At 42.6% G+C, this 24,200-nt stretch carries 30 protein-coding genes; 7 read left to right on the top strand and 23 right to left on the bottom strand.

The features are described from left to right. Position 1 precedes the first annotated feature (1 nt). From ACO1R6_RS13620 to ACO1R6_RS13540, 17 genes are all read right to left on the bottom strand, one after another. On the bottom strand, positions 2 to 475 hold the full coding sequence (locus tag ACO1R6_RS13620) for a hypothetical protein (RefSeq protein ID WP_486265413.1): 474 nt from the start codon (positions 473 to 475) through the stop codon (positions 2 to 4). 3 nt (positions 476 to 478) lie between these two features. Continuing rightward, positions 479 to 928 (bottom strand): hypothetical protein, encoded by a 450-nt coding sequence (locus ACO1R6_RS13615; RefSeq protein WP_486265411.1) that lies wholly within the window; start codon positions 926 to 928, stop codon positions 479 to 481. Positions 929 to 931: 3 nt separating this feature from the next. After that, positions 932 to 1,321 (bottom strand): ASCH domain-containing protein, encoded by a 390-nt coding sequence (locus ACO1R6_RS13610; protein ID WP_486265409.1) that lies wholly within the window; start codon positions 1,319 to 1,321, stop codon positions 932 to 934. Between the two features lie 5 nt (positions 1,322 to 1,326). Beyond that, positions 1,327 to 1,527 (bottom strand): hypothetical protein, encoded by a 201-nt coding sequence (locus tag ACO1R6_RS13605; RefSeq protein WP_486265408.1) that lies wholly within the window; start codon positions 1,525 to 1,527, stop codon positions 1,327 to 1,329. A gap of 2 nt (positions 1,528 to 1,529) precedes the next feature. Beyond that, positions 1,530 to 1,679, bottom strand: coding sequence for a hypothetical protein (locus ACO1R6_RS13600; protein WP_486265407.1), 150 nt, complete (start codon positions 1,677 to 1,679; stop codon positions 1,530 to 1,532). A gap of 71 nt (positions 1,680 to 1,750) precedes the next feature. After that, a complete protein-coding gene (locus tag ACO1R6_RS13595) occupies positions 1,751 to 2,251 on the bottom strand; it encodes a host-nuclease inhibitor Gam family protein (protein ID WP_486265406.1) in 501 nt (166 codons plus the stop codon). A 34-nt stretch (positions 2,252 to 2,285) separates the two neighbouring features. Next, positions 2,286 to 2,663 carry a hypothetical protein gene (locus tag ACO1R6_RS13590; protein WP_486265405.1) on the bottom strand — a complete coding sequence of 126 codons (378 nt, stop codon included), beginning with the start codon at positions 2,661 to 2,663 and terminating at the stop codon, positions 2,286 to 2,288. After that, positions 2,644 to 2,949 carry a helix-turn-helix domain-containing protein gene (locus tag ACO1R6_RS13585; RefSeq protein ID WP_486265403.1) on the bottom strand — a complete coding sequence of 102 codons (306 nt, stop codon included), beginning with the start codon at positions 2,947 to 2,949 and terminating at the stop codon, positions 2,644 to 2,646. Before ACO1R6_RS13585 ends, ACO1R6_RS13590 begins: the two co-directional genes overlap by 20 nt. Further along, on the bottom strand, positions 2,924 to 3,361 hold the full coding sequence (locus ACO1R6_RS13580; protein ID WP_486265402.1) for a hypothetical protein: 438 nt from the start codon (positions 3,359 to 3,361) through the stop codon (positions 2,924 to 2,926). The genes ACO1R6_RS13585 and ACO1R6_RS13580 overlap by 26 nt, the downstream gene beginning before the upstream one ends. After that, positions 3,345 to 3,965 carry a hypothetical protein gene (locus ACO1R6_RS13575; protein ID WP_486265401.1) on the bottom strand — a complete coding sequence of 207 codons (621 nt, stop codon included), beginning with the start codon at positions 3,963 to 3,965 and terminating at the stop codon, positions 3,345 to 3,347. The genes ACO1R6_RS13580 and ACO1R6_RS13575 overlap by 17 nt, the downstream gene beginning before the upstream one ends. After that, positions 3,958 to 4,221: a hypothetical protein gene (locus ACO1R6_RS13570; protein WP_486265400.1), complete on the bottom strand. Its 264-nt coding sequence runs from the start codon at positions 4,219 to 4,221 to the stop codon at positions 3,958 to 3,960. The genes ACO1R6_RS13575 and ACO1R6_RS13570 overlap by 8 nt, the downstream gene beginning before the upstream one ends. A 4-nt stretch (positions 4,222 to 4,225) precedes the next feature. Next, a complete protein-coding gene (locus tag ACO1R6_RS13565) occupies positions 4,226 to 5,131 on the bottom strand; it encodes an AAA family ATPase (RefSeq protein WP_486265399.1) in 906 nt (301 codons plus the stop codon). A gap of 56 nt (positions 5,132 to 5,187) precedes the next feature. Continuing rightward, a complete protein-coding gene (locus tag ACO1R6_RS13560) occupies positions 5,188 to 5,412 on the bottom strand; it encodes a hypothetical protein (protein ID WP_486265398.1) in 225 nt (74 codons plus the stop codon). A gap of 3 nt (positions 5,413 to 5,415) precedes the next feature. After that, complete coding sequence (locus ACO1R6_RS13555) at positions 5,416 to 5,709, bottom strand: hypothetical protein (protein ID WP_486265397.1); 294 nt, start codon at positions 5,707 to 5,709, stop codon at positions 5,416 to 5,418. A 5-nt stretch (positions 5,710 to 5,714) separates the two neighbouring features. After that, on the bottom strand, positions 5,715 to 5,990 hold the full coding sequence (locus ACO1R6_RS13550; RefSeq protein WP_486265396.1) for a hypothetical protein: 276 nt from the start codon (positions 5,988 to 5,990) through the stop codon (positions 5,715 to 5,717). Between the two features lie 18 nt (positions 5,991 to 6,008). After that, a complete protein-coding gene (locus tag ACO1R6_RS13545) occupies positions 6,009 to 8,030 on the bottom strand; it encodes a hypothetical protein (protein ID WP_486265395.1) in 2,022 nt (673 codons plus the stop codon). A gap of 31 nt (positions 8,031 to 8,061) precedes the next feature. Beyond that, on the bottom strand, positions 8,062 to 8,256 hold the full coding sequence (locus tag ACO1R6_RS13540; RefSeq protein WP_486265394.1) for a helix-turn-helix domain-containing protein: 195 nt from the start codon (positions 8,254 to 8,256) through the stop codon (positions 8,062 to 8,064). A gap of 86 nt (positions 8,257 to 8,342) precedes the next feature. On the opposite strand from ACO1R6_RS13540, the gene ACO1R6_RS13535 reads away from it, so the two are divergent. The 3 genes from ACO1R6_RS13535 to ACO1R6_RS13525 all read left to right on the top strand — a co-directional run bounded on the left by ACO1R6_RS13535 (position 8,343) and on the right by ACO1R6_RS13525 (position 12,418). Further along, entirely contained in the window at positions 8,343 to 9,035 is a 693-nt protein-coding gene (locus tag ACO1R6_RS13535) for an XRE family transcriptional regulator (RefSeq protein ID WP_486265393.1), read from the top strand. A 1,141-nt stretch (positions 9,036 to 10,176) separates the two neighbouring features. Continuing rightward, entirely contained in the window at positions 10,177 to 11,592 is a 1,416-nt protein-coding gene (locus ACO1R6_RS13530; protein ID WP_486265392.1) for a Gfo/Idh/MocA family protein, read from the top strand. Positions 11,593 to 11,665: 73 nt separating this feature from the next. Further along, the gene (locus ACO1R6_RS13525) at positions 11,666 to 12,418 is read left to right on the top strand and encodes a glucosamine-6-phosphate deaminase (RefSeq protein ID WP_486265391.1); all 753 of its coding nucleotides are present in this window, start codon (positions 11,666 to 11,668) and stop codon (positions 12,416 to 12,418) included. Between the two features lie 115 nt (positions 12,419 to 12,533). On the opposite strand, the gene ACO1R6_RS13520 is transcribed toward ACO1R6_RS13525, so the two are convergent. Both ACO1R6_RS13520 and ACO1R6_RS13515 read right to left on the bottom strand, forming a co-directional pair. Continuing rightward, complete coding sequence (locus ACO1R6_RS13520; RefSeq protein ID WP_486265390.1) at positions 12,534 to 13,784, bottom strand: MFS transporter; 1,251 nt, start codon at positions 13,782 to 13,784, stop codon at positions 12,534 to 12,536. A 414-nt stretch (positions 13,785 to 14,198) separates the two neighbouring features. Further along, positions 14,199 to 15,623, bottom strand: coding sequence for an APC family permease (locus tag ACO1R6_RS13515; RefSeq protein WP_486265389.1), 1,425 nt, complete (start codon positions 15,621 to 15,623; stop codon positions 14,199 to 14,201). A 442-nt stretch (positions 15,624 to 16,065) separates the two neighbouring features. Between ACO1R6_RS13515 and ACO1R6_RS13510 the strand changes: the two genes are divergently transcribed. The 4 genes from ACO1R6_RS13510 (at position 16,066) to ACO1R6_RS13495 (ending at position 19,388) form a co-directional block, all read left to right on the top strand. Continuing rightward, on the top strand, positions 16,066 to 16,464 hold the full coding sequence (locus tag ACO1R6_RS13510) for a RidA family protein (RefSeq protein WP_486265388.1): 399 nt from the start codon (positions 16,066 to 16,068) through the stop codon (positions 16,462 to 16,464). Between the two features lie 62 nt (positions 16,465 to 16,526). Further along, positions 16,527 to 17,537: a 3-hydroxyacyl-CoA dehydrogenase family protein gene (locus tag ACO1R6_RS13505; protein WP_486265387.1), complete on the top strand. Its 1,011-nt coding sequence runs from the start codon at positions 16,527 to 16,529 to the stop codon at positions 17,535 to 17,537. 3 nt (positions 17,538 to 17,540) lie between these two features. Continuing rightward, positions 17,541 to 18,629, top strand: coding sequence for a dipeptidase (locus ACO1R6_RS13500; RefSeq protein ID WP_486265386.1), 1,089 nt, complete (start codon positions 17,541 to 17,543; stop codon positions 18,627 to 18,629). A gap of 15 nt (positions 18,630 to 18,644) precedes the next feature. Continuing rightward, positions 18,645 to 19,388, top strand: a complete 744-nt coding sequence (locus ACO1R6_RS13495; RefSeq protein ID WP_486265385.1) for an SDR family NAD(P)-dependent oxidoreductase — start codon at positions 18,645 to 18,647, stop codon at positions 19,386 to 19,388. A 337-nt stretch (positions 19,389 to 19,725) separates the two neighbouring features. On the opposite strand, the gene ACO1R6_RS13490 is transcribed toward ACO1R6_RS13495, so the two are convergent. The 4 genes from ACO1R6_RS13490 to ACO1R6_RS13475 all read right to left on the bottom strand — a co-directional run. Beyond that, positions 19,726 to 20,964 carry an FG-GAP-like repeat-containing protein gene (locus tag ACO1R6_RS13490; RefSeq protein ID WP_486265384.1) on the bottom strand — a complete coding sequence of 413 codons (1,239 nt, stop codon included), beginning with the start codon at positions 20,962 to 20,964 and terminating at the stop codon, positions 19,726 to 19,728. Positions 20,965 to 21,192: 228 nt separating this feature from the next. Continuing rightward, positions 21,193 to 21,462: a hypothetical protein gene (locus tag ACO1R6_RS13485; protein ID WP_486265383.1), complete on the bottom strand. Its 270-nt coding sequence runs from the start codon at positions 21,460 to 21,462 to the stop codon at positions 21,193 to 21,195. 113 nt (positions 21,463 to 21,575) lie between these two features. Further along, complete coding sequence (locus ACO1R6_RS13480) at positions 21,576 to 21,908, bottom strand: hypothetical protein (RefSeq protein ID WP_486265382.1); 333 nt, start codon at positions 21,906 to 21,908, stop codon at positions 21,576 to 21,578. Positions 21,909 to 22,655: 747 nt separating this feature from the next. Continuing rightward, positions 22,656 to 24,200: PVC-type heme-binding CxxCH protein (locus ACO1R6_RS13475; protein WP_486265381.1), on the bottom strand; the 1,545-nt coding region annotated here is incomplete at its 5' end.

Raw genomic sequence — 24,200 nt, 5'->3', positions numbered from 1 at the left:
TTTAAATAAACATTAAAGGATTGTTTACTGAATCTGAGAAATCCATGGTTTCTATTAAAGGGCGAACCGGTTTTAACTTTGTAAGGTCCAGTGTTGCCTGAATAAAGCCATACCTATTTCGTGTTTTTTTAAACCTTCTTCTAAAAGCAAGAGGAAATTTATCTTTTAATTCTTGCAAAACTTTTTCCCTAAATGGCTCACTAGTGTCTGTCGTTATTAGGGTTAACTGCTTTTCTCTTTCCTTCTTTTCTATTATAAGCTTTACCAAATGTCTTCTTAAATCATTAATCATTCTTTCCGCATTTTCCTTCTGACTATTATAAGCTTTTGAATCCATAAACTCATCTATAACATCGTAGGCTAAAATATCCGGGTCATTCGTGAAATACCATTCTAAAGGCTTATGCTTAAAAACATTCTGATAAATCGGCGAAAAAACAATATCTAGTGGGGTTAATTGCTCAGCGAAATACATTTATTACTTGTTTAAGCGGCTCCAGTCGTTATCATAAAAATCTTTTTTCAGGTAATTTTCCGGGTCTGCCTGGGCACGAAAACCGGTACGTTGGAGGTAAGATTTATAAGCATCAATGCTATTGAGCACCTTTAGCTTTTTGGCATCGCTCAGGCGCTCCCACATGGGTTCGCAGCGCTTTTTATTTATCTTTTTGTTGTATTTGTTCCAGAAAACATCAAAGCTTAAATCTTCGGGTAGTTCTTCTATTTTGCACTTGGCTTTTTGAGCAAATAGAGCTATTTGGCTTTCATGCCGTGGAAAACGCTCGGGCGTAACTGGTTCAACCATCCAAGCGACTGCGTGTTCCGGTATGTCGGTGTTGTTATCGTAAAGCACTAGATTACCTTCATCCGAATACCCCAAAGTTATGCTGCCAGTAAATCTATCATCAGTTAACACGTATCTTTTCATAGGCTAAAAGTAAAAATCTGTCCAATGAATAATTTGCCCACCTTCCAAAGGTTCTTCTTCTTCCCAATAGGCTTTAAAATCAGCCAAATCTTTAAAACCATCTAATTTTGCTAGGGTCGCCAATAAATTGTAATCAAGAAATTTACCGTCAACAAAAACAACTAATTTTTTCACACCGCCTTTAAATTCAAAATGTAGATTTATATTTTGAGTGCGGATGCACTTGCTTAAATGAGGCATACCTTTGTTAAACTGGTCGTAATTTTTAGTGCGGGTACCGGTGGCCATGTGGATGGTCATACCGGCCCGCCAACGCTGACCCCTGCGAATAGAAAACTTCTTTGTACCGGCCAGAATAGGCTCTTTAAATCGCGGTTTAAATCCTAATACCATAGCTTCTATTGAAATAATTCTACTTGTTTACAACCGGCTAAAACTTCGGCCACCAGCTTATCTACTTTTTCTTCGCGGGCATTTGCTATAGTTAAAGCCGAACTACTCCGGCTACTGTAATATTGATTTTGTGCCTCCCGCATTTCAGCCACTTTTTGGGCTAATTCTCTTAATGGGGAACTATTTTGTTGCTGAATATTTTCCATGTCTATTCCCCTTCTAATTCTTCGTTCACACACTCCAGCCGCCCTTCTAAATCTGAAATTACAATTTCCAGAAATTCTTTATAGTCTTGTTGAGAAAGCGGCGCTACCATATTATCAAACACTCGCATTAATTCTTGATGTAATTTTTCCATCTTTGTAATTGTTTTACTGTTTTTTATATTTATTAAACCGGCAGCGGGTACCAACCACTGCCGGCTTTTTTTTAGGCTTTAGCTGGTGTTACAAAAAAATTATCTTTTTGCTCCACGGTAATACCCAGCTTTTCTAATTCTACCGGCAGCTTACCAATAAGCTTGCAACCACTTATTACTTTTTTAGAATCTACTTTTTCCTCTATGGCATCGGGTAGCTGTTTTTTAATAAGCTTTTTAAAAGCATCTAAATCGGTTTCGGGCTTAAAAATAAGTTTACCCATATCTAAGCGCCAGCCAATGGTGCCGGCCTCCAGCTTAAGGGTTTTCTTACCTTTAAATTCGTGGGTGTTATTTTCGGCGAAAATATTAAGCTCCGCCTCCAGCTTGGTTAGCTGTGGCTCCAGCGCCTCCAGCTCCTGGGCATGTTCTTCGTGTATGGCCGCAATCCTGGTTTTTTTATCCTGCTCAATTTCGACCTTACGGGCGGCTAAAGCAGCATAATTATACATGTCTTGCTGGGCTTTTTGAAGCGCGGTAACTTTGGCTACTTTGGATTTTGCAATTGTCATAAAAAAAGCGTTTTAAAAGGTTTAGAAATGGTTTTTAAATTAATTTTTGGTAAAGCTTGTTAAGGGGTTCTATTAAGCCGGGCGGCATCGAAAAATTAACTTCGTGCTCGGCACGTTTTACAATGGTCCAGAAAACGTAGGCTTCGGTAAGGGTAAATTGTAAGCGCCACTGGTTATCTATTACCAGGTGGGGTAAATTGGTGTAAAGGGTATCGAGCAGGGCCAGGCCGGCGCGGGCCTCGGCGGTAACCAGGTTAAGCTGCCGGTTTTCGTAAATGCAACCGGCAACGTATTTGTGTACTTTATCCAGCAGTAGCAATAAATCTTCGAACTGCACCCGGGTTAAGGTTAAACAGAGATTACCCGCTTTGGTAATCTTTAAAGTTTTATCTTTAGATTTTTGCGAGTTCATATACTTTTTGTTTACACAGTTCATATTTTATTTTAAAGGGTTTATCGTATTTTAGCCAGGCATCCAGTTGTTTAAGGTTGTATATTATGGTGCTGCGGTCGCGGTTAAACAGTTGTGCTATTTGACTATAATTATAATCCTGGTTTCGTAGGAGCTGATAAACTATACTGCGGGCCTCTACAAAAGGGCGGCGGCGATTATCTCCTAACATATCGTAGGTGCGTATTTTAAATTCTTGGGCTACAATGCGTAGCATAGCCTCAAATTCTATCTGGTTCGTTTCCATTTTCTATTATTTTGGCTTGTAATACAGATTCGCCATCCATGAGCATTACCTCCAGGCGGCTCCAGAAGCTTTTAACCAGCAACTCGTTTTGCAGCAGGTTTTCGGGAGCGTTCAGCCTCTCGTAAATGGCTTCGGTTAATAATATTTCATCGTAGGCCTGCACATCGCGGCTAAACCACTGGTTGCGCCACCAGCCCCAATACATACCGCTGTGGTGGGTAAGCAATTGGCGGTCACGTTCCGTCAAGTGGGTAGCTTCTTCTAAAAAAGCGCACCCGGTTTCGAACTGAAATAAATTAAACTGTTCTTCGGTCCAGTGAATGCGGTCGCAAATGAGCGCTTTCATGGTTTGCATCATCAGCGATACTTCGCGCACGTGCGGCACCTTCTGTTTTTTATTCGTTTTGCCCATGGTATAAAGCTGCTTTTTCTTCGTTTATAATTATTTTACCTCCGGGGCAGCGGCCACTTACGGTGCAGGCCAGGCCCTCTACGTGTACAATTATTTTTGCCAGTTTGCGGCAAAGTTTAGCGGTGGCGGTATAGGGTTCGCCCCGTTCTTCGTGGGCCAGAAAAATAAAAAGGCAATCGGGGTGCGCTTTTAACAATGCCCGGAAGGCACCGTTTTTAAGTTCATCGGCATAAATGGTAATGTTATCTACAAACACGATGCGAGCCGATTTGCGCTTGCTCAGGTAGGCGCTTAATTCTTCCAGGGGTTCGTACTCCAAAAAGTTTAAGCCTCTTTTATTGGGCTGTATTTGGGCACGGGCACAAGCATCTACAAAAGCTTTGCCGGTACCTTCTTCGGCCGAGATATACAGCACTTTTTCAAAGTTGCTTAAGTAATCGGCCAGTTTTAAAGCAAACCAGGTTTTACCATTCTTTTCGGCTCCCCAAATAATCCAGGCCCCGTGCTTTTCGGGTTCGCCCATTATGGGCAACCACTCGCCATTAAAGGCGAAGGTTTTATGTTTTTTATCGTAAAGGTTTTTTATACTCAGTGTTCTATTCATGTTGCTTTCCTTTCTGTAGCCAGGCTATGGCTGCTTCAATATTTTGCCGTATTTCCCGGCATTTGGCGCAATTGTCGGTGCTATTGTGGTTGTTATCATCTAAATCTGGCCTAAAAAGCAACACCTTGCCGCAAACAGATTCGATGCCTAAGAAGTAATGCGCCTTCCGGTAATTAGCCGGAAAAAACCAGCCTTTGGGAGTGTCGGGGCTTTGGTATTTGGCCAACTGGTTAATATTTATAATTAGCTGCTGCATAGCTTTAGCTATTTAAGATTAACAAACTTTCGGCCCGGCGTAACCCCCCAATTTGGCCGCTGCTGTCTTGGGTAAGGCAGCGTTTTACAATGGTATCTAGCTTGCTTTTATCGGGCATGTTTACCGTAAGCACATCGCTAATAAGCTTGCGGTAAAAGTTTATGCGCTCTTGCCGGTCGGTGGGAACAGTGGTGGTATAGCGCTCAGAATAGCGGCTAAAGATTTCGCGGTAACCAACTTTTTTATTCCGGATGCCCTTATCAATTTTTTCGCGCAAGCCTTCGGCTCCCATCAGGTACCAGCCACAAATATTTTCAGTCGCATTCCAAAGCTCTTTTAGTTCCAGAAAAGCGGGATAATCCAAATCGCCGGCTTCATCAATAATTAAAATGGGTTTATCCAGCGAATGAAGAAATTCTAAGTAGTATTTTATGTTGGCTAATACTTCGGCGTATTTTCCATTATGATCGACCCCAATTGTTTTAGCAATTAGGCGGATAAAGAGCTGCTTGGTTTTGGCCTGGCTGGCATCAACGTAAAAGCAATTTCTTCGGGTACGGGCCAGGTATTTGGCAGAGTAAGTTTTACCGATGCCGCAATCATCTACACAAATTTTGCCTTTAGAATGTTGTTGGCAGAAAATTATATCTTCTTCGATGGTGGTAAAAACATCGGTTCGGGCCATTTTCCATTTGCGCTCAGCAAGGCTCACACCCAGTTCGCGGCCCAGGTTCAACCATTGGGCATCGCGCAGCAAACCTTCTAATTCGCCGCTTTTCAGCCGGCTAAAAACAGCATTGTTAATGCTCCATTGTTTGGCAAAGGCGCTATCGCTGCCATCAAAATTTTTGCGCACTTCAATTAGGGCGGCAACCACTTTTGTCTTAAATTCGTTTGTTATCTGTAGCATAGGATAATAGATTATTTTAGGTGGCTGTAGCGGGAACTACAGCCATTTTTTATTGATTATTTTGAGTTTATTGAAAATCTAGCAGTTGTCATATCAAAGCCTAGTTCATTAAGTTTTAGCAAGACAACCCTAAAATCAGTATTGATTATGTCTAGCACCTCACTCTGTTTATCTTGGCTTAAGAAATTTCTTTCACCTACTTTTGTTTGAAAACCAGCCTCTCCGGAGTAATCCACGTAGCCTTGTAAGGGCTTTTTTGTCTTGAAATAAAGCTTTGCCATTTTCTATTGATTTGTTTGTTCTGTTTGTTGGGTTGGGGGTACTATGGTTAAGCTAATACCTAATTGTTGCGAGGCCATTGCTTCTAATTCGCTTAAAAGCTCGGCGGTAACTTCCTGCTGTTGTACCCTGTTTTCGTCGATATTAATGGTTGCCGATAATTGCGGGCGTTTAAAAAGCGTATTTGGAATATTTAATTTTAGATGTATTACAATCTCGTTGCTTTCTAAACTGGGCGGGTTGGTAGTAAGCTTGGTACCACCGGTAGAGCTTACGACTAAGTATTTTGTTATTAGCATAGGGCTTAATTTTGCAGATGTTCGTTATTTGAATAATCTTCCCAATCAGAAATTACATCTTTACCCGACAGGTTTGCACCACACTTGGGGCACCAGGTTTCTACCCCTGTACCTTTGCATTCTGAACAAGGAACCTCCTCTTCACCCTGATAAAAATTAATAGGATCATCATCATATTCATCGAACCAACCTTCATCGCAAAAACTTGCACAGGGGCGACTATGGATAACATTGTGCCCGCATTTTGGGCATTCACCATCGTTTATGTCGTAATCTTCCATCGTATTTTATTTTTCAGGTTAAAATCTGTCTTTAATGGACCGTACAAAGCTTTGTGCCGGTAGCTCGAAGCTGTCTATTTCCGGGGCTTCTTCTAAAATTTCGGGCTCCTGCACACTGGCCACTTCCACGGCCTGGCGTAACCCCGGCATAACAAAAGTTTTCTTTACCGCTGGTTTGTTTTCGATAAGGGTAAGCGGCTCCAGGGCGGCTTTTTGGCGGCGGGCATAACCCTCTATGGTGGCCACGTACTTGCTCATTATTTCGCGGTTAGCTAAATCTTGCGAGGTTTGCTCAATGCGGGCCCGGTTGTAGGTTGGTTTGGCCACGGCTTCGCAGATGTATTGGGTACCCTGGAAAATCAGCGCTTTTAACACCTGGCCTTCGTTGTCGTCGAGCCAGTAAATATCAATTTCCTGGCCTTCTACCTGCTTCATTAGGTTTATCAGCTTATCGCCGGTGCAAACCTGGCCAGCATCGCCTAACAAAAACTCTCTGCGCTGCAACCGTATAATACCCACATTGCAACTGGTACTGGTTTTGTAACCGATGTAAGGCAAAAAGCTTTGGTAATTGGTGGGCTTTAAATTGGGGTTTTGCATTTCGCAAAAAACCTCCCACCGGCTCAGGTGCGGGTGCTGGCTATGCGGCATGTTATTCCAGGTTTCTATATCCTGCAAACAACCTTCTACAATTTCGGAATAAGGCAACGTAGGTACTTTTTCGGAGCCGGCCTGGTTACTTTCCGACCGGGCAAACGGCCGGGCTAACCAGCCTTCGCGCTTTTTCTCCAGGCCGTAGCGGAGCGGCTTAAAATAAGCTTCTATGCGCTTACCACGGGCGTTATTGGCCTCGATGCGTACATGCTGGAACATAGCGCCTTCGCGCAGGAAAGAAGAAACAAAAGAACTGTTTAAGCTCATTTCGGCCTCCAGTTCAGCCGGCAGGTTCATACCCCAGGCCGCGTAATTCCGGACCAATTGGCGGTAAAACTCTACAATTAAGCCTTCTTTGTCGCGGCCATAAACCCAGCAGGTAAAAGCTTCGCTGCCCAGGTCTATGCCGTTATAAAACCAAATGCGCCGCCCATCGGTACTTTGGAAAGGCGGCTGCCTATCATCAATCGAAATAATACTACCTGCGTATTTGGGTTTATCTAAGCTGTGGTAAGGCTTAAATAATTGCATCAGCTTTTGGCGGTCGCCAGAGCGGGCCGCATACGTGCCAATTTTGTTACCCCACTGGGCCATGTAATTGGTAACCGTAACCGCACTTAGCTTTTTAAATTCTTTGGGGTTATACAGTTCACCGGTGGCGCTGTTTATTACTTCCAGGTAGCCGCCCAAAAACGCATCATAAGAGCGGTGCACTTCGGTGGCGGTAGGCTTGGTTTTATCTTTGCCAAACATGCTGTTTAACAAAGCCAGGGTATTATCGGTAACTTTTCGCGAATTACTGTTTTTGTGTTTGGCCGAAACCAGGCTGCTATAACCGGTGCTTTCAAAAGCTTTTAAAGCTTCTTTAAACCGCTTATCACTTTCGGGCAGCGTATGGGTAACACCGTGTTTTGCCTTTAAAGTGCGGTTAAAACTAATAGCATCGGCGCAAAGCGTGGCCGTTATTCCCACCAGGCTACCGCCTTTGGTTCGGCGCTCGGTTTCGCGGGCAGCGCGTAGCTCCAGTATGGCTTTTAATACGCTGGCATTGGTTATATAGCGTTCCTGGTATTCGGCATCCAGGTAGGTGCCATCCGCAAACTGGTAAGCCGCGTAAAACCGTACAGCCTCCCCATCTACGTGGTAAAATTTTTCCAGAATATGGCCCACTTTGCGCGGATCGCCTAAAGCATTCTGAATGTGGGCCGGCAGGCTATCAAAAGAAATAAGAAGCTGCCGGCCATTACCACCTAGTTGCACTCGTTTCATACCGTACGGCTTATCGTGGTAGCGTTGTAATGTTGTTTTTAAATTGTTCCAGGTGTACCAGATGGGTACCAACTCTTCTTTTGTAACTACCAGTATGTTATTCCACTCGTACGGCATAGGATTTGGGAAATTTGGGAGTGATACTTGGTTACTTATTAAGCTCTTGTTCGAGCTTCGGGATAACATTAGCCCCTTTGTAATGCCCGTTAATGGTTTCACTTAGGGTTTGCCGGCTAACCCCAATGGCTTTAGCCAATTGTGTTACAGATCGCCCGGACATTGCTACTCTACCTCTCCACACGAGATTTTCCCCGTATTTTACTTTGGTTTCTAGTGCTGTCATTTGTAATTGATTACATTTGTAAATACTTACGCAAATAATGTGAATTAGATTCACATTTCAAAATTTATTTGTGAATAAAAAACACAATGGTAGCAATTAGCGCAAATATTAAATATCTGAGAACCGAGGCCGGGCTTAGTCAGGAAGAACTTGGTAAGCTTCTGGGTTTAAACCGGGATAATATTGCTTCTTATGAGCGGGGAGCAGAGCCCAAAATCGGTATACTTGTTAGAATTGCTACCCATTTTAAAGTGAGTATAGACGACTTAGTTAATAAGGAACTTCCACTGAATACAGATACAAAACCAGCTAATTACCCAGTGCCTAAACTAGATAATCCTACTTTAGAAGAGCCTTTTACCCCTTTTTTATTCATCCAGAAGGATGGTGTACCCTTGGTAGGCGCAGAAGCAATTGCCGGTTTAGCTAATCATAAATTCAGTATAGAGGAAAAGGACATACAAGAAAGATACGTGGTACCTGACTTCGAGAATATAGATTTTATGATCCGTGTAAAGGGTAGCAGCATGTACCCTAAATATAACAGTGGCGATGTAGTAGCCTGCCGTATATTAAAAGAGCGCACATTTATTCAATGGAATAAAGTACACGTAATTGCCACCAAAGAACAGGGTATTTTAATAAAAAGACTGCGCAAAGGCCCTGATAAAGACTTGGTTACTGCCGTTAGCGATAACAAAGATTACGATCCTTTTGATATTCCCTGGAATGAAATTACCAGTATAGCTTTGGTTGTAGGCGTTATTCGCCTGGAGTAAATTAAAAGCCTGAATATTCCTGCACACATAACTTTTTTAAGCGCATTATCTCACAATTAGAACTAATCTAATATAAATCAGCGCCTTATACCAGAAGTTAATTAATATCTTATTGTCCTAAAGGGTACCCAATCCTAATTTATTTGCTCTTTTATTGTGTTTTTAAATCACTAAACCCTATTGTATGTGTATTTAATTCACATATATTTGTATACCCAACTGTATACCCAACTGTATACCCAACTTTTTAAACGCTATTTATAGGCATAAAAAAGCCCTGTTTAAAACCAGCACTAGCGGCATTAAACAGGGCATAGAAAATTAGAATAATCAACTTGTAAAAGCTTTATTAAGGCTATTTACAAGGGTTTTAGCAATATTTAGTTACATTGTACCGGTCAATAGAATTAAAAGCGCCACAATGGAAGCAAATGGCGTAAAAGATGGAAGCAAAATGGAAGCAAACCGAACTTTTGGACAAATCGTTTTCATTAGGACGCAAGGCCAAAAAACACAAAAAATGCACCATACGCATCAGAAACGCACAAAATTCGCACTTTTTTTGTTCTTGTTTATTGGACAGTTCGTTTTATCCCCCTTACTAAACCGCTTTTTATTTTATTAAAAAATAAATTTTAGAATTACAGGGTTAACCTTTCTACAACCTATTACCGCTATAATCAAAGTCCAGCCTGATTAGTTATACTTAAAAAAAATCCTATCCAATTATCAATGCCTATCCAAGAAGCAGATATTTCTATATCTATAAACATCTCTTAAGTAATTCTTTTCGGCGGTTAAAGTTATAAAACTTGTACCTCTTTGCTTTATCTATGGCTTGGATTTAATTCGGCAGGATATTAAAATTTGCCGGGCTGCTTAATTAAATATTAAGTCAATAGCCACAAAATAATAGTAACAGGTAAAGTTTTGGAGCAAAAAACGGCAAGATAAAGCGGTTGCAACTCGGAAACGTTCTCGGAAACGTTCTCGCACTTTTAATAGCCCAAACACTCTAAATTGTCTCTTATTATCGGTAGGTTTGGTATAACGGGTGCTTGGCTTTGTAAAATGATACAGCAAAGTGCTGGTAGTAAATATTTTATCGGCTCAATTACTTTAACTATAAAGGCAAAGCATCATGAAGAATAATCGGAGAGAGTTTCTAAAATTATCGGGTTTGGCGGGTGCGGGTATATTAGCTGGCTGCGCTACTCCGGCTTTAGCCAACGTAAATTCTGGCACCACTACCCAAAATTTACAAGCCGCCCGGCAACGGTTTAATATGTGCGGCTACGCCGCGCCCCGCTTAGATAAAGTCCGGATAGGCTTTATTGGTTTAGGTAATCGCGGACCGGCCGCTGTTACCCGCATGAGCAAAATTGAAGGCGTGGAGATTGTAGCTTTATGCGATTTGCGCCCGGAAAAAGTAGAAGCTGCCCGTAAACGGCTGGAAAATACCCCGCATAAACCTACTTTATACAGCGGGGATGAAAACGAGTGGAAAAAAGTATGCGAGCGAAAAGATGTTGATTTAATTTATATTGCCACACCCTGGCACCTGCATACACCCATGGCGGTATTTGCCATGAAAAGCGGCAAGCACGCCGCCTCAGAAGTACCGGTTGCCGTAACCGTAGAAGAATGCTGGCAGTTGGTAGAAACTTCTGAAAGCACCCGCCGGCACTGCATGATTCTGGAAAATTGCTGTTACGATTTTTTTGAACTCCTCACCTTAAACATGGCGCGGCAAGGTTTCTTCGGCGAAATTATACACGGCGAAGGTGCTTATATCCACGATTTATTAGAAGGCAATTTCTCGAAAACGAAATATTCTAATATGTGGCGTTTAAAGCAAAACATGCGCAATGGCAATTTATATCCTACGCACGGGTTAGGCCCCGTGGCGCAGGCCATGAATATTAACCGCGGCGATAAAATGGATTACTTGGTGTCGGTGGCTAGCAACGATTTTATGATGGCTCCCCTGGCCAAAGAACTGGCGGCTAAAGATAAATTTTACCAGGAATTTGCAGATAAGTCTTTCCGGGGCAATATGAATACCACCACCATCCGGACGAGTAAAGGCCGCACCATTATGTTGCAGCACGATGTTACCTCACCGCGCCCGTATTCGCGTATTCATTTATTAAGCGGTACCAAAGGAGCTGCCCAAAAGTATCCATTACCGGGCCGGATTGCCACCAGCCACGAAGGTTGGCTTTCCGACGCCGAATTTAATGCCTTGGAAGAGCGGTTTAAACCACCCATTGTAGCAAAGATTGGCGAAATGGCGAAGCAGGTAGGTGGCCACGGTGGCATGGATTTCTTAATGGATTGGCGCCTGATAGATTGTTTGCGGAATGGCCTGCCCTTGGATATGGACGTATACGATGCTGCCTCCTGGAGTGTAATTGGCCCTTTGAGCGAAAAATCAGTAAAAAACCGGTCAAACTCCGTAGATATTCCGGATTTTACCTCGGGCTCCTGGAAAACGAATCAGCCGGTAGATGTTACATTGGCCAAAGGTGGCAACACCAAAGTAGTTAAAATATAGCCGGTGGGCGCAAGGCTGTCCGGTAAAACCAAGTAAACAGTAAAGAATAACATTAATAAAAATAATTCATAAGATGGAAATAAACGTACTGAAAAATCCGGGCGAACTGGGTAAATCAGCAGGAAGCGCTGCGGCCGAATTAATACGGGAATTTATTGCTAACCAAGGCTATGCCAATGTAATATTGGCCACCGGCACGAGCCAGTTCGAAACCTTAAACCAGCTTGTAGCTGAGCAGGATATTGATTGGGGAAAAGTAACCATGTTCCACCTGGATGAATACATTGGTTTACCGGATACGGCCAAAGCCAGCTTCCGGAAATATTTAAAAGAACGGTTTTTAGATAAAGTACCGACCTTAAAAGCGGCTTATTTGGTAAACGGCGAAAATGACCCCGAGGCCGAATGTGCGCGTTTAGGAGATTTAATTAGTTCAAACCCAATAGATGTGGCACTGGTAGGAGTTGGCGAAAACGGCCATTTGGCTTTTAACGATCCGCCAGCCGATTTTGACACCGAAAGACCTTATCTGATTGTAGACCTGGACCAACAATGCCGGCAGCAGCAATTTAACGAAGGCTGGTTCAATTCTATCGAGGAGGTACCCCAAAGAGCCATTAGCATGTCGGTTAAACAAATACTTAAAGCCAAACACATTATTTGCTCTGTGCCCGACCAACGCAAAGCCGAAGCGGTTAAAAACAGTTTGGAACAACCGGTAAGTAACTTATACCCAGCCAGTATTTTACAATTACATCCTAATTGTAGTTTTTATTTAGACGAAGCTTCGGCCTCTTTGCTTTCAGAAGAAGTTTTAGCTAAATAGGCAAGCGCTTAAATATTTTTGTAAATTAATTTTGCATCTAAAAGAAGAAGGCCACTTTAGTAGTGGCCTTCTTCTTTTAGATTTTATCGCTCGCCAGGAGCCATAAATTTAAAATTTATTCTTCTAAGAAATCTAAATCGCGGTTGTGGGTTTCCGGAATGGTAAGCGTAGAATATAAACCAATAATAAAACAAATAACCCCCACCATAGCGCCAGCTTCAATAACCGAAAAAGACCCTTTAAAAAACAAGTATAAAGTTGTCATGCCCACTACGGTGCCCCGCACCATGTTCGGAATAGTGGTAGCCGCAGTAGCTCTTAAATTGGTACCAAACTGCTCGGCGCCAATAGTAACAAACATGGCCCAGTAACCAATACCTATGCCCAGAAAAAGCATTAAGGCATAGAACATAAAAGAGGTTTTTACGCCGCCAAAAAAGTAAACTACTGTAAGCAGCAAGGTAGAAACCATTAAAACCAAAACTGCTTTTTTCCGGGATTTTAAAGCATGACTAATAAACCCGCTGGCTAAATCGCCGATAGATAGGCCAACATAGCACCACATAATAGATAAGCCGGGTTTAATGGGCTCAGCAATGCCCATAGCAGCGCCAAATTCATTACTAAAAGTAGCCAGAATACCAATTACAAACCAGGTTGGCAAACCAATACCTACGCATTTCAGGTAACGAACTAAACGGCTTTTATTTGTAAACAAAGAGAAAAAATTACCCCGTTGCACATGCTTTTGCGATTTAACGTTTTCAAAAACGCCGGATTCGAAAACGCCAATGCGGAGTAAAAGCAAGGTTATGCCCATACCACCACCTACAAAATAGGCGGTGCGCCAATCAAAAAACTCAACGGTAAAATAAGCAACTACCGCCCCCAGTAAACCAATACCGGCAACCAAAGACGTACCAATGGCACGCAAATGCTTGGGTAATATTTCGGAAACCAAAGTAATACCGGCACCTAATTCGCCGGCCAGGCCCACGCCCGCAATAAAGCGTAAAAGCTTATAAATAGTTGGGTCTTGCACAAAGCCGCAGGCAATATTGGCCAGCGAGTAAGTTAAGATAGACCCAAACAGCACCGATAAACGCCCTTTTTTATCACCCAAAACACCCCACAAAATGCCGCCCAATAATAACCCGGTCATTTGCCAGTTCAGAATGCTGGTACCAACTTCCGAAATCTGCGCTTCGGAAAGGCCTAAAGATTGTAAACTGGGCAACCGCACAATACCAAAAAGCAAGAGATCATAAATATCTACAAAATACCCCAAGGCCGCTACAATAACGGGTATGCTAAATAAAGTACCAAGGGTGGAGGTGGGTTTACTGGTCAGGATCGGGTTGCTCATAAGTAAGGTTTAAGATGCTGTAATTCTATTTATATGGTTAAAGTTGAAATTCTATTTGGGTAGTAGCAGGTGGTAATTACATTAAATCTTAACAGAACATTGTAGCAGATAGACTTCTTAATCTATCTTAATAAAAAGAGTAAAATCGGACGTAAAACTTCTTGGTATTATTAGCAAAAAAACAACTGATAAATTTATACTGAAAAATAAATTCAAATTTTCTTTAAATTAAAATTGAAAGGCATGATTAATATTTCAACCTGAATAAATCAGGACTTAATTTATTCAAAAATTATTGGCAAATTATTTTCTAAGCGAACAACGTTTTTAGATTGAATTGCCTGCCAATTTTATCGGTAAGTACTCATAATTATCTTTCATATGGATAAATAATATATCAGCTAAAATTCAACCCTATTCTAAAGATTTGTCGCGGGTAGTTTTGGTTCTAGCTACTGTAAAGTAATAAACCGGAATACCCAGCAGCACAATAATTAATCCGGGCCAGGTAAACTTGGGTTTATACATAATTAGCAGCACACAAAATACAAACGCGAGCAATATATAAACCAAAGGTAAAAACGGGTAGCCAAACGCTTTGTATGGCCTAGGCGCATCGGGGCGTTTAAACCGCAGAATAAAAATACCCACAATGGTTAGCAGGTAAAAACCAACTACCACAAAAGAAATCATATCCAGCAATTCGCCGTACCGGCCACTTAAACTCCAGGCACACGCCAGCAAGCACTGCAGCCACAAAGCCACCGCCGGAACTGCATTTTTATTTAAAGTACCTACTTGTTTAAAGAAGAGCTTATCTTGGGCCATGGAATGGTAAACCCGGGCTCCTGCCAATATTAAGCCATTGTCGCAGCCAAACGTCGAGATCATGATCATGAGCGCAATAATAATGGTGCCACCGGAGCCAAATATAATGTGTGAAGCAACTACGGCCACCCGGTCTTTCTCGGCAAAAGCAATATCCGAAAGTGGTAAAACCGCCAGGTACATCACATTGGTAATGGTGTAAATAACGGTTACAATCAGGGTACCTAAAAATAAACTTAACCCAATGTTGCGCTGCGGGTTTTTTACTTCGCCGGCAATAAAAGTAACGTTGTTCCAGGCATCGCTGCTAAAGATAGAACCCACCATGGCCGCGGCAATGGCGCCCAGGGCAGCTAACGGTAAATAATTGTCGCCAAAGTTGCCGGGGTTTAGCAAAGGCCGCATTTGCCAGGCGTTTTGCCAGTTAGCTTCCCATACCGCTGTTTTAAAAGCGAGTAAACCAAAAACAATTAAGCCAAATAAGCTCAATAACTTGGTTATGGTAAAAGTAGTCTGGATAATTTTGCCGCTTTTTACGCCCCGTGTATTTATATAGGTTAGCAATACAATAACCACTATTGATAGCAATTGGGCCGAGGAAATGCGCAGAAAACCCAGATCCAGCAAAATTAAATCTTCGCTAAACTGGGGTAATAGGTAAGCGGTAAATTTGGCAAAGGCTACGGCTACGGCGGCAATGGTAGCCGTTTGGATTACCGTAAAAAAACTCCAGCCGTACAAAAAACCTATTAATGGGTTGTACGCTTCTTTTAAATAAACATATTGGCCACCGGCTTTCGGAAACATGGCACTTAATTCGCCGTAACTCAAAGCCGCAGTTAAGGTCATAAAACCAGTAATTACCCAAACTGCCAGCAACCACCCCGAACTGCCCACATTGCGCATAATATCGGCACTCACAATAAATATTCCGGAACCAATCATGCTGCCGGCTACTACCATGGTGGCATCTATCAGACCCAGAGTAGGTTTGTAAAAGTTTTTATCCATAAATTTTTAATATCTACTTTAATTGCCGGCCACAATCTTAACCCGTGCCGGAACAGAGGGCTGCTTAGGTAAAGGTTTAGGCTTAAATATTGTTTGGGCAGTAAATAAATATAAAAGGTGTTTAAAACAGAAAATTATTTAAAACAGAAGCGTTAAGATTGTGCCGAGTAATATATCCTTAAAAAATTATTTTACCGCCATTACAAGCCGTTCATTATAAATATTTTCTGGTTATTATTTATAAATGCAATGAGCCCTAAGCCAAAGTCGGCTACTCTTTAAATTAAATTTTTAACTTAAAAAGATAAGAACGAAGAACCAGCCTTTTTTAAAATAGAAGCAAAAGAACTCAACAATATTTTTACTTTTGAGCCAGAATATTCCTGATTCATACATTCAGGCGCAAAAAAAGAAGCGATTAAACCAATTAAAACAAATAATTATGGCAAAAAAACAAATCAAACATCCGGATAAAGCAGACCAAAATTTTTCGACAGGTGCCTTTTCGGACGGAGTAGTAGTAGATAATTTATTATTTGTAAGTGGTCAGGGGCCCGTTGATTTTAAAACCAGCCAATTTGTACTGGGCACCATTGAAGAAGAAACCCATTTAACGCTGCACAATATAAAACGGATTTGCGAAGCCGCCGGCTGTTCTTTAGATGATGTTGTGAAATGTACCGTTCATTTAAGCGACATTAACGATTTTGGCCGCTATAATGTGGTGTACGCTTCTTATTTCCCGAACATTAAACCGGCCCGTACCACCGTACAATCGGTTTTAGGTAATAATATTAAAGTAGAAATAGATGCCATCGTCCGGATTCCGGATGCTAAATAAATAATATTATTAGGTAAGGGTAAGGCAATGCCTGTTACCTGGGTTATAAATAAATTTATCTTATGGATTTAACAAATATCCAACCCGCTGCTGTGCCCGTAGGCCTGGTGGGGTTGGGGCTGATGGGCTGTAGTATTACCACTTGTTTGTTAATGGCAGGCCACCCGGTAATTGCCGTAGCACCTATTCCGGTAGACTTAGAAACGGCCCAACCGCGCATTCTCGAACACCTTACTAAATCAAAAGAAGAGGGTTTAACCCGTTTGTCGCCGGAAGATCATTTAAAAAACCTTACCCTTACCCAAGATTATTCTTTACTAAAAGATTGCCAACTGGTAATTGAATGCACCATCGAAAATTTAGAAATAAAAAAGACGGTGTATGGCAAAATAGAAGCAGTGGTACCCGCCGGCACCATAATTACCAGCAATACCTCGGCCATACCCATTAGTATTTTACAAAAGCAAACCCAGTTACCTAATCGCTTTTTGGGTTTACATTGGGCCGAACCCTCGCACACTACCCGGTTCTTGGAAATTATTTGCGGCGATTTAAGTGACTTAACACTAGCTGAGTGGCTCTACGCTTTATCGCACAAATGGGGAAAAGAGGCTACTTTGGTCCGGAAGGATATCCGGGGTTTTATTACCAACCGGCTAAATTACGCCATGTACCGCGAAGCCTTTTACCTGGTAGAAAACGGCTATGCCACCATCGAAGACATTGACCGGGCCTGCCGCAATAATCCGGGTTACTGGATGACCTTGGTGGGGGTTTTCCGGTGGATGGATTTGACCGGTGTACCGGCGTACCACACTGTAATGCAGGATTTATTTCCAACGCTAAATAACCAAACCACGGGTCCTAAACTAATCGACGATGTGGTAAAAGCCGGAGGCAAAGGGGTATTAAATGCGCAGGGTTTTTACGATTATACGCCCGAACAAGCCCAAATGTGGAAAGAAACCTTTGAAGAATTTAGTTACGAAATCAGACGGTTGGCTTTAAAATACCCGGTTGATATTGTTGACAAAAAACTAGCGGCCCAAAAAGAAAATTCAAACGAAAATTAACCCATGACCGATAAGCCTCTTTTTATATTTGATGCCCACCTGGATTTGAGCATGAACGCCATTGAATGGAACCGGGATTTACGGAAACCAGTTATGGCAATCAGGGAGCGGGAAACCGGTTTAACCGATAAGCCCGACCGGGGCAAAGGTACCGTAGCTTTACCCGAGCTGCGCCAGGGCAATATTGGTTTGGTAGTGGCTACCCAAATTGCGCGCTACGTTGATAAAACCAATAATTTACCGGGTTGGCATTCGCCGGAAATTGCCTGGGGCATTACGCAGGCGCAACTAGCCTGGTACCGTGCTTTAGAAGAGCAAGGCGAACTGGTGCAAATAACTGATCTGACTGGGTTAAATTCTCATTTAGATTTGTGGCTGAACAATGCGGCTCCGGCAACATCTAAACCCATTGGGTATATTTTAAGCCTGGAAGGCGCCGATTCGCTGGTAAATATCTCTTACTTGTACCAAGCGTATGCTTATGGCTTACGTGCCTGCGGCCCCGCCCATTATGGTCCCGGCCGTTATGCACCCGGCACCGGTTTAAGCGGTGGCTTAACCCCCTTTGGCCGCGAATTGCTGCAAGAGATGGACAACCTCCACATGATTCTGGATGTAACCCACCTCACCGACGAAGGCTTTACCGAAGCAACCGATTTATTTAAAGGACCCGTTTGGGCCAGCCACCATAACTGCCGCAGCCTGGTAAATAACCAGCGCCAGCTTACCGACGACCAAATAAAAATACTAATACAGCGTGGAGCGGTTATTGGCGGTGTTTTAGATACCTGGATGCTGGCCAACGATTGGGTAAGAGGCGTAGATACGCCCCAACAAAGAGGCGTAAACCTGGAAAAATTAATTGATCATTACGACCATATCTGCCAATTAGCAGGTAATAGCCGGCACATTGCCATTGGCAGCGATCTGGATGGCGGCTATGGCACCGAACAATCGCCGTACGATTTAGATACGATTGCCGATTTGCAAAACCTAGCTGGTTTGTTAGCCCGGCGCGGTTACACCACCGAAGACATCGAAAATATTTTTCATAAAAACTGGCTGCGCTTTTTACAAACAGCCTGGAATTAAATAATTATTTGCTTCATGAAATTATATACAGACCAAGTAGCCGTTATAACCGGCGCCGCTTCTGGTTTAGGAAAAGCCATTGCGCAAAAACTGGCGCAAGAAGGGGTTAAATTGGCCTTGTTGGATTTGAATGCCGAAAAACTTACTGCCGAGGCCAAGCAGTTACCAGCTTCCACTAAGATTTACCCGGTAAATATTACCAACGAGCAGGAGGTTAAAAATATCATTAGTCAAGTTGCTGCTGATTTTGGCACCATTGATATTTTAGTTAACAGCGCCGGCATTACGGGTGCTACAAATATTAAAAGCCACGAAACCGAGACTGATAATATCCGGCAGGTTTTTGATATAAATTACTTTGGCTCTTATTTTACTTCTAAATACGTTTTGCCTTTTATGCTCGCGCAAAACTACGGCCGGGTGTTGCACATTGCTTCTATTGCGGGTAAAGAAGGCAATGCCGGCATGTTAGCTTATTCGGCTTCTAAAGCGGCCGTTATTGCCATGACCAAAGTACAAGGCAAAGAGTACGCCGAAACCGGTATTACGGTAAATGCCTTAGCGCCCGCGGTAATTCGTACGCCATTGGTAGACGCCATGCCCGACCAGCAGGTAACCTACATGACCGATAAAATTCCGGCTAAACGCTGCGGCACCCTCGAAGAAGTAGCTAATTTAGTGGCCTATATTGTTTCGCCGCAGAACAGCTTTACGACCGCCTTTACCTTCGACTTATCGGGTGGCCGGGCTACTTACTAATTTGTGGTAAAGCATTAAGTTAAGGCCAATACAATATTAGCAATCAATATATTAAATAATGAAGCTGTTTAGTATAAGTGAAAAAGCGAAAAATCCACTGCCATTGGTGGTGTTATCACCGCCAATCCATAAGCCTTTGCCTTTTTCTTTCCTAGTCCACTACGGCCAGAGTTAAATTATTTGCCAATCTTGATTTACGAAACAGGTTTAATGTATAGGTGTAATCAAAGGTCAATAATTCACCAATTTGCCTATCGCTTAGTAGGTGAATTATTGTTTTCCAGATTGAAATTAGCTTAGCTGAAGTGGACTTTTAGTTATAATATTTACCAGAATATTATTTCCGCTGTTGTTTAAAAACAAAAACGCCTTTTTTATTCGCGATTATAATATCCTTTAATTTATCCTGGTTAATATCCTGTACCAGTACGTGCACACCTACGCCAGAAGCGTTGTCTATTTCGTGCGGCACCCAGGTAGGGTTTTTACCGGGCTTTAACTCAAACCAGTACAACACCGGCGGTTCTAGCTCACCGGGGTCTTTACCCATGTGGCCAAAATATCTTTTACCAGTAATTAAATCGGGGTAGCCATCATCGTTCATGTCCTGCATTTCCAGGCCGTGGGTTTGAGCAAATTGTTCAGAAATAATATGCCGGTTCCACTGCACCGTGCCCTGCTCGTTGCGAGTTTGCTCGTACCACCAAATGCCTAATTTGTGCGCCGACGAAGAAACCACATCCTGGTCGCCGTCCTGGTCAAAATCGTAGGTATACATTTGGGCGCAGGGTTCTCCCAGGTTTGCCGCATGAAAAGTCCAGTCGGATTGTAAGCGGTTAACCGGGGCTTCCCACCAACCTTCTTTAATGATTACATCGGCGCGACCGTCGCGGTTAATATCACCAAAGCCCAAGCCGTGCGAGAAGGGCTCCGAGCCGGGGCTTTTTTCCTGGCTAATGGTAAATTTTTGCCAGTTTAAATTGTCGCGCGATACCGGGGCCTTAAACCAGTTCATTTGCCCGTTCGCCGAATTACCGCCTAATAAATCCATTTTGCCGTCGCCGTCTACATCGGCAAAACCCGCCGATTCGTTGCCAACTGCATCGTGTATTTTATGCTCAGTCCAGTGCCCGCCTTTTTTCTGCGGATTTTCGTACCAAACGGCCTCTTTGCCCGGAAAACCAATCCGGACAAAATCTACCCAACCATCCAGGTTTACATCCATGGCGTGGCTTACAAATGCATTGCTGTAGCCTTTGTCGTAGTAAAAAGTTTGGGGTTGGGTAATTTCGTGTTTATTCCAGGTGGGCGCTTCAAACCAATAAGCACCAGCCAACACATCGGTTTTGCCGTCGCGGTTTACATCGCCCACGGCTACGCCTTCGGCTATAAAAACATCAGTTAAGATTTCTTTCGTAAAAGTTATTTCGCTGCCCGATACGCCATTTTTACCGGGCTTATTATTTCCCGACGAAACACAACCTGCAGCCGCAATACTCAAGAATAAAAATACCTGAACCGGCCAGGCTTGCTTTTTTACTAGATTATCTAAAAGCGCAGGTAGTTTGTAGAGCATGTTATCAGATAGAGGTGAATAGAAGTATAATCTTTTAGAATTTTAAACAGCAAATGCTTTAATGCTATTTCGAAATTTATAAAACGGCTAAAACCACTGAACTTGCTGGGTGCTTTCACCAGAAATTAACCTGACAGAAGCTTAGGAAAGATACAACATCGATCCGTGAATACCCGGCTACCTTTTAGGTTCTGTTGTAGGGTGTATTGTTTTTTACTTTTTTGTCTTCTATAATGAGTATAATTTTGACCAATCTTCTCTAAGTTTGTTATCCTCATAGATATTAATTCCTTCATAACTTTTTCCGTCAGGAAAGAGCTGAACTCCTTTTTCGTTATGATTAATTCTTAAAGCCCATTTAAAATCATCAGATGGATTTACAGGTTCAAATTTCAGAACACTTCCTGGTTGAACTATAAAAACAAAAGCTTCAGGTTCCAATTGTATTTCAATTGAATCATCCTCCTTCCAACTAACAAATTCAATTGACTTATCCATTTTCAATTTTCAAATTATTCTTCAATACAGTACAACGTACTTGTATAAAAGGAGGCGAGGTCGTCGGCCAATGATGCCGTCTACACAATAGTGGCAGAAGTAGTATTTTACTATTAATTCTTCTCTTCTCGTTTAAGCACTTCTCCGATTAATCTATATTTGATTGTGCTTCCTTTCTCTTCTGGATTCCAACCGTTACTTAATGCTTGTGAAATAAATGAAGCTGCATCTTCTGGCTTGACAACTTTCAAAGTCAATCCTGAAACATAAGGAAATTCCACCCAAAAACGGTTAATGTCAGATTGAACGCATACTTCTATTTTTCTTCCGCTATTCTCCTCACTTTCGGCAATAAATTTTATAAAATGGGAATAGGGGGAAATCTTCCATCTAAATTTTCTTCCAGCACATTCAATAAGGCGGGTGTTTTTCTTTCTGATAGCCATAGGACGAAACAGATAATCCTTATGTTTATGTTTTGATTTTTTTTGCCAACGGGCCGCTGCTAGTGCACGTTTTAATGTGCTTTAGTTTGTGTTGGCAGTTGTAAGTTCTATTTTAAAGTATCTGGTGGCGGAGTCTGGATTAAATTTGCAGTGTATTTAAAAGAATATGTTGTATCCACTTTGTTCCTCATGCTGTAGGAGCGTTTCAAAATAAATTGCCCTAAACTAGCTATCACATTTTTATGCTTATTCCCTACGATTTCCGTCTTTAAATTATTGCTATCAAAGTTAACACTAATCAGATACCAGCTACAATCCTGACAATTTCCTGTATATAATGAATCAGGTTTGTTATCCTTTAGTTTACTTATGAAATAATTTAGAGAATCAGTGGATTCGTGGCTTAATGTATCGCAGTAGCATTTTATAGATTCAATTTTGTTGATGATTTTATAATCGCATTTCCTTACAATATTATTCGAGTCTATATTTAGGCTGAATCCATATTCCCAGCCATTACTATAGGACAGGTCTATAGAATCGAATATTGGCCTTGCATTATTCCGAACACAACCTAATAAACTAGCAATAATTAAAAATAGGAAAAGATGTTTTTTCATTCTTATTGCTGCCAACTACTTAATAACCGTAATTACTTTCTAGCCTACAAAAATAAAGTTAGCCAAATATACTTTCAAACTAACTTTATTTAGAGGTAATATAAATCTAACTGCTGCAGAAAATATTCTATTTAGATTCCAGCAAATTTTGAATTAAAGCTGATGCTTCGTGATGCTGGTGGTTGTGTTCGGTTTTTTGTAGGCGTTGTTGCAGGCTTTGCAAAGCTTTCTCCGCTGCCGGCGTTTTCATCTCTCCCAGCCGCTTAATGGTATAATTTAAGATAGGGGCAACTTTGGCGTTCAGGGCCAAATCGGTAGCCCGGTTTATATCTGTCGGGATGACTGGCTCATAAGCGTACCAAAGCATTAAAGGCAAATTATGATCGTCTTTGTCTGCGCTGTGCTGCATCAGGGCTTCCAGGGTTTCCCAGCGTTTTTCCGGGGCCGTCCGCTGCAAAGCCGAGGCCAGGTACAAGCGTACCACCGCCGCGTTATCGGTTTTCGCCAGCGCGGCAAAACGTTTCAGGGCAGCATCCGACAGGTTTTTGTCTTCTGCCAGTAACTGAATAGCCCAACTCCGGATATAATCGCTTTCATAGTTTAATAAATTCAGCAGCTCTTTTTCGTTCAGTCCTTTAGTAACATGCAAGGCCCATAAAGCTCGCAGCTTGCGGGTAACATCCGGGTTTTCGGCTAATATTTTTTTCAGGGCTTTGTGTACTTTTTTGTTCGGGCCGCGCTCCTGTAAAATCAACCGGGCCGTGCGTACATACCATTCGTTTTTATGCAATTGGTATTTCACCAAATCCATATCCGATGCCTTGGATAAATCTACTTTCGTATATTTATCGGTTTCGTGGCCTATTTTAAAGATGCGGCCCATGGTTTTCTGGTGCACATCGGGGTTGGAGCTGTGGCACTGGTTTTTATCGTACCAATCTATGGCGTACACCGAGCCGCTGCCATCGTACCGGAAATTCAGCCACTGCGACCAGCTATCGTTGGTAAGTAAAAAATCCGGGTCGTGGCTAACCGAATAACCCGAACCTTTGCGGTTGAGTTTATCTACGTTTACCCGCGCGCCGTGTATATTATTCATGTAAATGCGGTTGCGGTATTCCTGAGGCCAGTTTTCGTTGCCTAAATAGATCATGGCTCCCGCGTGGGCGTGGCCGCCGCCTTTGGCATCGGAGCGGTTGTTGCCGGCGTGCGGGCCCCGGTCGCCGATCCAATGCACGTGGTCGCCGGATTGTTTAATATCGTTGTAGGTGTAGGGGTTAAAATGCTGGCCGGCCTGCCGGTGGTAGCGCGCGCCCTGAATCATGTGAAACATGTGCGGAATAACGCAAACCGTTACAAAGGCGTGGCCATAGTCGTTCCAATCAATTCCCCAGGGGTTACTGGTACCTTCGGAGAATAACTCAAACTTTTTAGAGGTGGGGTGGTAGCGCCATACCCCGGCGTTTAATTTAGTGCGTTGGTTATCTGGAGTGCCCGGTGCGCCTACGTTGGAGTGCGTAAATACGCCGTGCGTGCCGTAGAGCCAGCCATCGGGTCCCCACCGGAAATTATTCAGTATTTCGTGGGTATCGTTAATGCCCCAGCCATCCAGCACTACCTGGGCCGGACCGGCCGGTTTATTGCCGGATTTATCTATTGGAATAAATAAAAG

Source organism: Adhaeribacter sp. (assembly GCF_057359045.1).
This window is presented reverse-complemented; position numbering and strand designations above follow the sequence as displayed.

What these genes read in the sequence shown, in the direction of transcription:
- ACO1R6_RS13510 (WP_486265388.1), top strand. Translation starts at nt 16,066, where the DNA reads ATGGCAAAAAAACAAATCAAACATCCGGATAAAGCAGACCAAAATTTT.
- ACO1R6_RS13580 (WP_486265402.1), bottom strand. Translation starts at nt 3,361, where the DNA reads ATGGGCAAAACGAATAAAAAACAGAAGGTGCCGCACGTGCGCGAAGTA.
- ACO1R6_RS13615 (WP_486265411.1), bottom strand. Translation starts at nt 928, where the DNA reads ATGAAAAGATACGTGTTAACTGATGATAGATTTACTGGCAGCATAACT.
- ACO1R6_RS13485 (WP_486265383.1), bottom strand. Translation starts at nt 21,462, where the DNA reads ATGGATAAGTCAATTGAATTTGTTAGTTGGAAGGAGGATGATTCAATT.
- ACO1R6_RS13575 (WP_486265401.1), bottom strand. Translation starts at nt 3,965, where the DNA reads ATGAATAGAACACTGAGTATAAAAAACCTTTACGATAAAAAACATAAA.
- ACO1R6_RS13535 (WP_486265393.1), top strand. Translation starts at nt 8,343, where the DNA reads ATGGTAGCAATTAGCGCAAATATTAAATATCTGAGAACCGAGGCCGGG.
- ACO1R6_RS13555 (WP_486265397.1), bottom strand. Translation starts at nt 5,709, where the DNA reads ATGCTAATAACAAAATACTTAGTCGTAAGCTCTACCGGTGGTACCAAG.
- ACO1R6_RS13530 (WP_486265392.1), top strand. Translation starts at nt 10,177, where the DNA reads ATGAAGAATAATCGGAGAGAGTTTCTAAAATTATCGGGTTTGGCGGGT.
- ACO1R6_RS13480 (WP_486265382.1), bottom strand. Translation starts at nt 21,908, where the DNA reads ATGGCTATCAGAAAGAAAAACACCCGCCTTATTGAATGTGCTGGAAGA.
- ACO1R6_RS13570 (WP_486265400.1), bottom strand. Translation starts at nt 4,221, where the DNA reads ATGCAGCAGCTAATTATAAATATTAACCAGTTGGCCAAATACCAAAGC.
- ACO1R6_RS13495 (WP_486265385.1), top strand. Translation starts at nt 18,645, where the DNA reads ATGAAATTATATACAGACCAAGTAGCCGTTATAACCGGCGCCGCTTCT.
- ACO1R6_RS13525 (WP_486265391.1), top strand. Translation starts at nt 11,666, where the DNA reads ATGGAAATAAACGTACTGAAAAATCCGGGCGAACTGGGTAAATCAGCA.
- ACO1R6_RS13500 (WP_486265386.1), top strand. Translation starts at nt 17,541, where the DNA reads ATGACCGATAAGCCTCTTTTTATATTTGATGCCCACCTGGATTTGAGC.
- ACO1R6_RS13560 (WP_486265398.1), bottom strand. Translation starts at nt 5,412, where the DNA reads ATGGCAAAGCTTTATTTCAAGACAAAAAAGCCCTTACAAGGCTACGTG.
- ACO1R6_RS13565 (WP_486265399.1), bottom strand. Translation starts at nt 5,131, where the DNA reads ATGCTACAGATAACAAACGAATTTAAGACAAAAGTGGTTGCCGCCCTA.
- ACO1R6_RS13515 (WP_486265389.1), bottom strand. Translation starts at nt 15,623, where the DNA reads ATGGATAAAAACTTTTACAAACCTACTCTGGGTCTGATAGATGCCACC.
- ACO1R6_RS13550 (WP_486265396.1), bottom strand. Translation starts at nt 5,990, where the DNA reads ATGGAAGATTACGACATAAACGATGGTGAATGCCCAAAATGCGGGCAC.
- ACO1R6_RS13600 (WP_486265407.1), bottom strand. Translation starts at nt 1,679, where the DNA reads ATGGAAAAATTACATCAAGAATTAATGCGAGTGTTTGATAATATGGTA.
- ACO1R6_RS13610 (WP_486265409.1), bottom strand. Translation starts at nt 1,321, where the DNA reads ATGGTATTAGGATTTAAACCGCGATTTAAAGAGCCTATTCTGGCCGGT.
- ACO1R6_RS13545 (WP_486265395.1), bottom strand. Translation starts at nt 8,030, where the DNA reads ATGCCGTACGAGTGGAATAACATACTGGTAGTTACAAAAGAAGAGTTG.
- ACO1R6_RS13585 (WP_486265403.1), bottom strand. Translation starts at nt 2,949, where the DNA reads ATGGAAACGAACCAGATAGAATTTGAGGCTATGCTACGCATTGTAGCC.
- ACO1R6_RS13595 (WP_486265406.1), bottom strand. Translation starts at nt 2,251, where the DNA reads ATGACAATTGCAAAATCCAAAGTAGCCAAAGTTACCGCGCTTCAAAAA.
- ACO1R6_RS13540 (WP_486265394.1), bottom strand. Translation starts at nt 8,256, where the DNA reads ATGACAGCACTAGAAACCAAAGTAAAATACGGGGAAAATCTCGTGTGG.
- ACO1R6_RS13505 (WP_486265387.1), top strand. Translation starts at nt 16,527, where the DNA reads ATGGATTTAACAAATATCCAACCCGCTGCTGTGCCCGTAGGCCTGGTG.
- ACO1R6_RS13590 (WP_486265405.1), bottom strand. Translation starts at nt 2,663, where the DNA reads ATGAACTCGCAAAAATCTAAAGATAAAACTTTAAAGATTACCAAAGCG.
- ACO1R6_RS13520 (WP_486265390.1), bottom strand. Translation starts at nt 13,784, where the DNA reads ATGAGCAACCCGATCCTGACCAGTAAACCCACCTCCACCCTTGGTACT.
- ACO1R6_RS13490 (WP_486265384.1), bottom strand. Translation starts at nt 20,964, where the DNA reads ATGCTCTACAAACTACCTGCGCTTTTAGATAATCTAGTAAAAAAGCAA.
- ACO1R6_RS13605 (WP_486265408.1), bottom strand. Translation starts at nt 1,527, where the DNA reads ATGGAAAATATTCAGCAACAAAATAGTTCCCCATTAAGAGAATTAGCC.
- ACO1R6_RS13620 (WP_486265413.1), bottom strand. Translation starts at nt 475, where the DNA reads ATGTATTTCGCTGAGCAATTAACCCCACTAGATATTGTTTTTTCGCCG.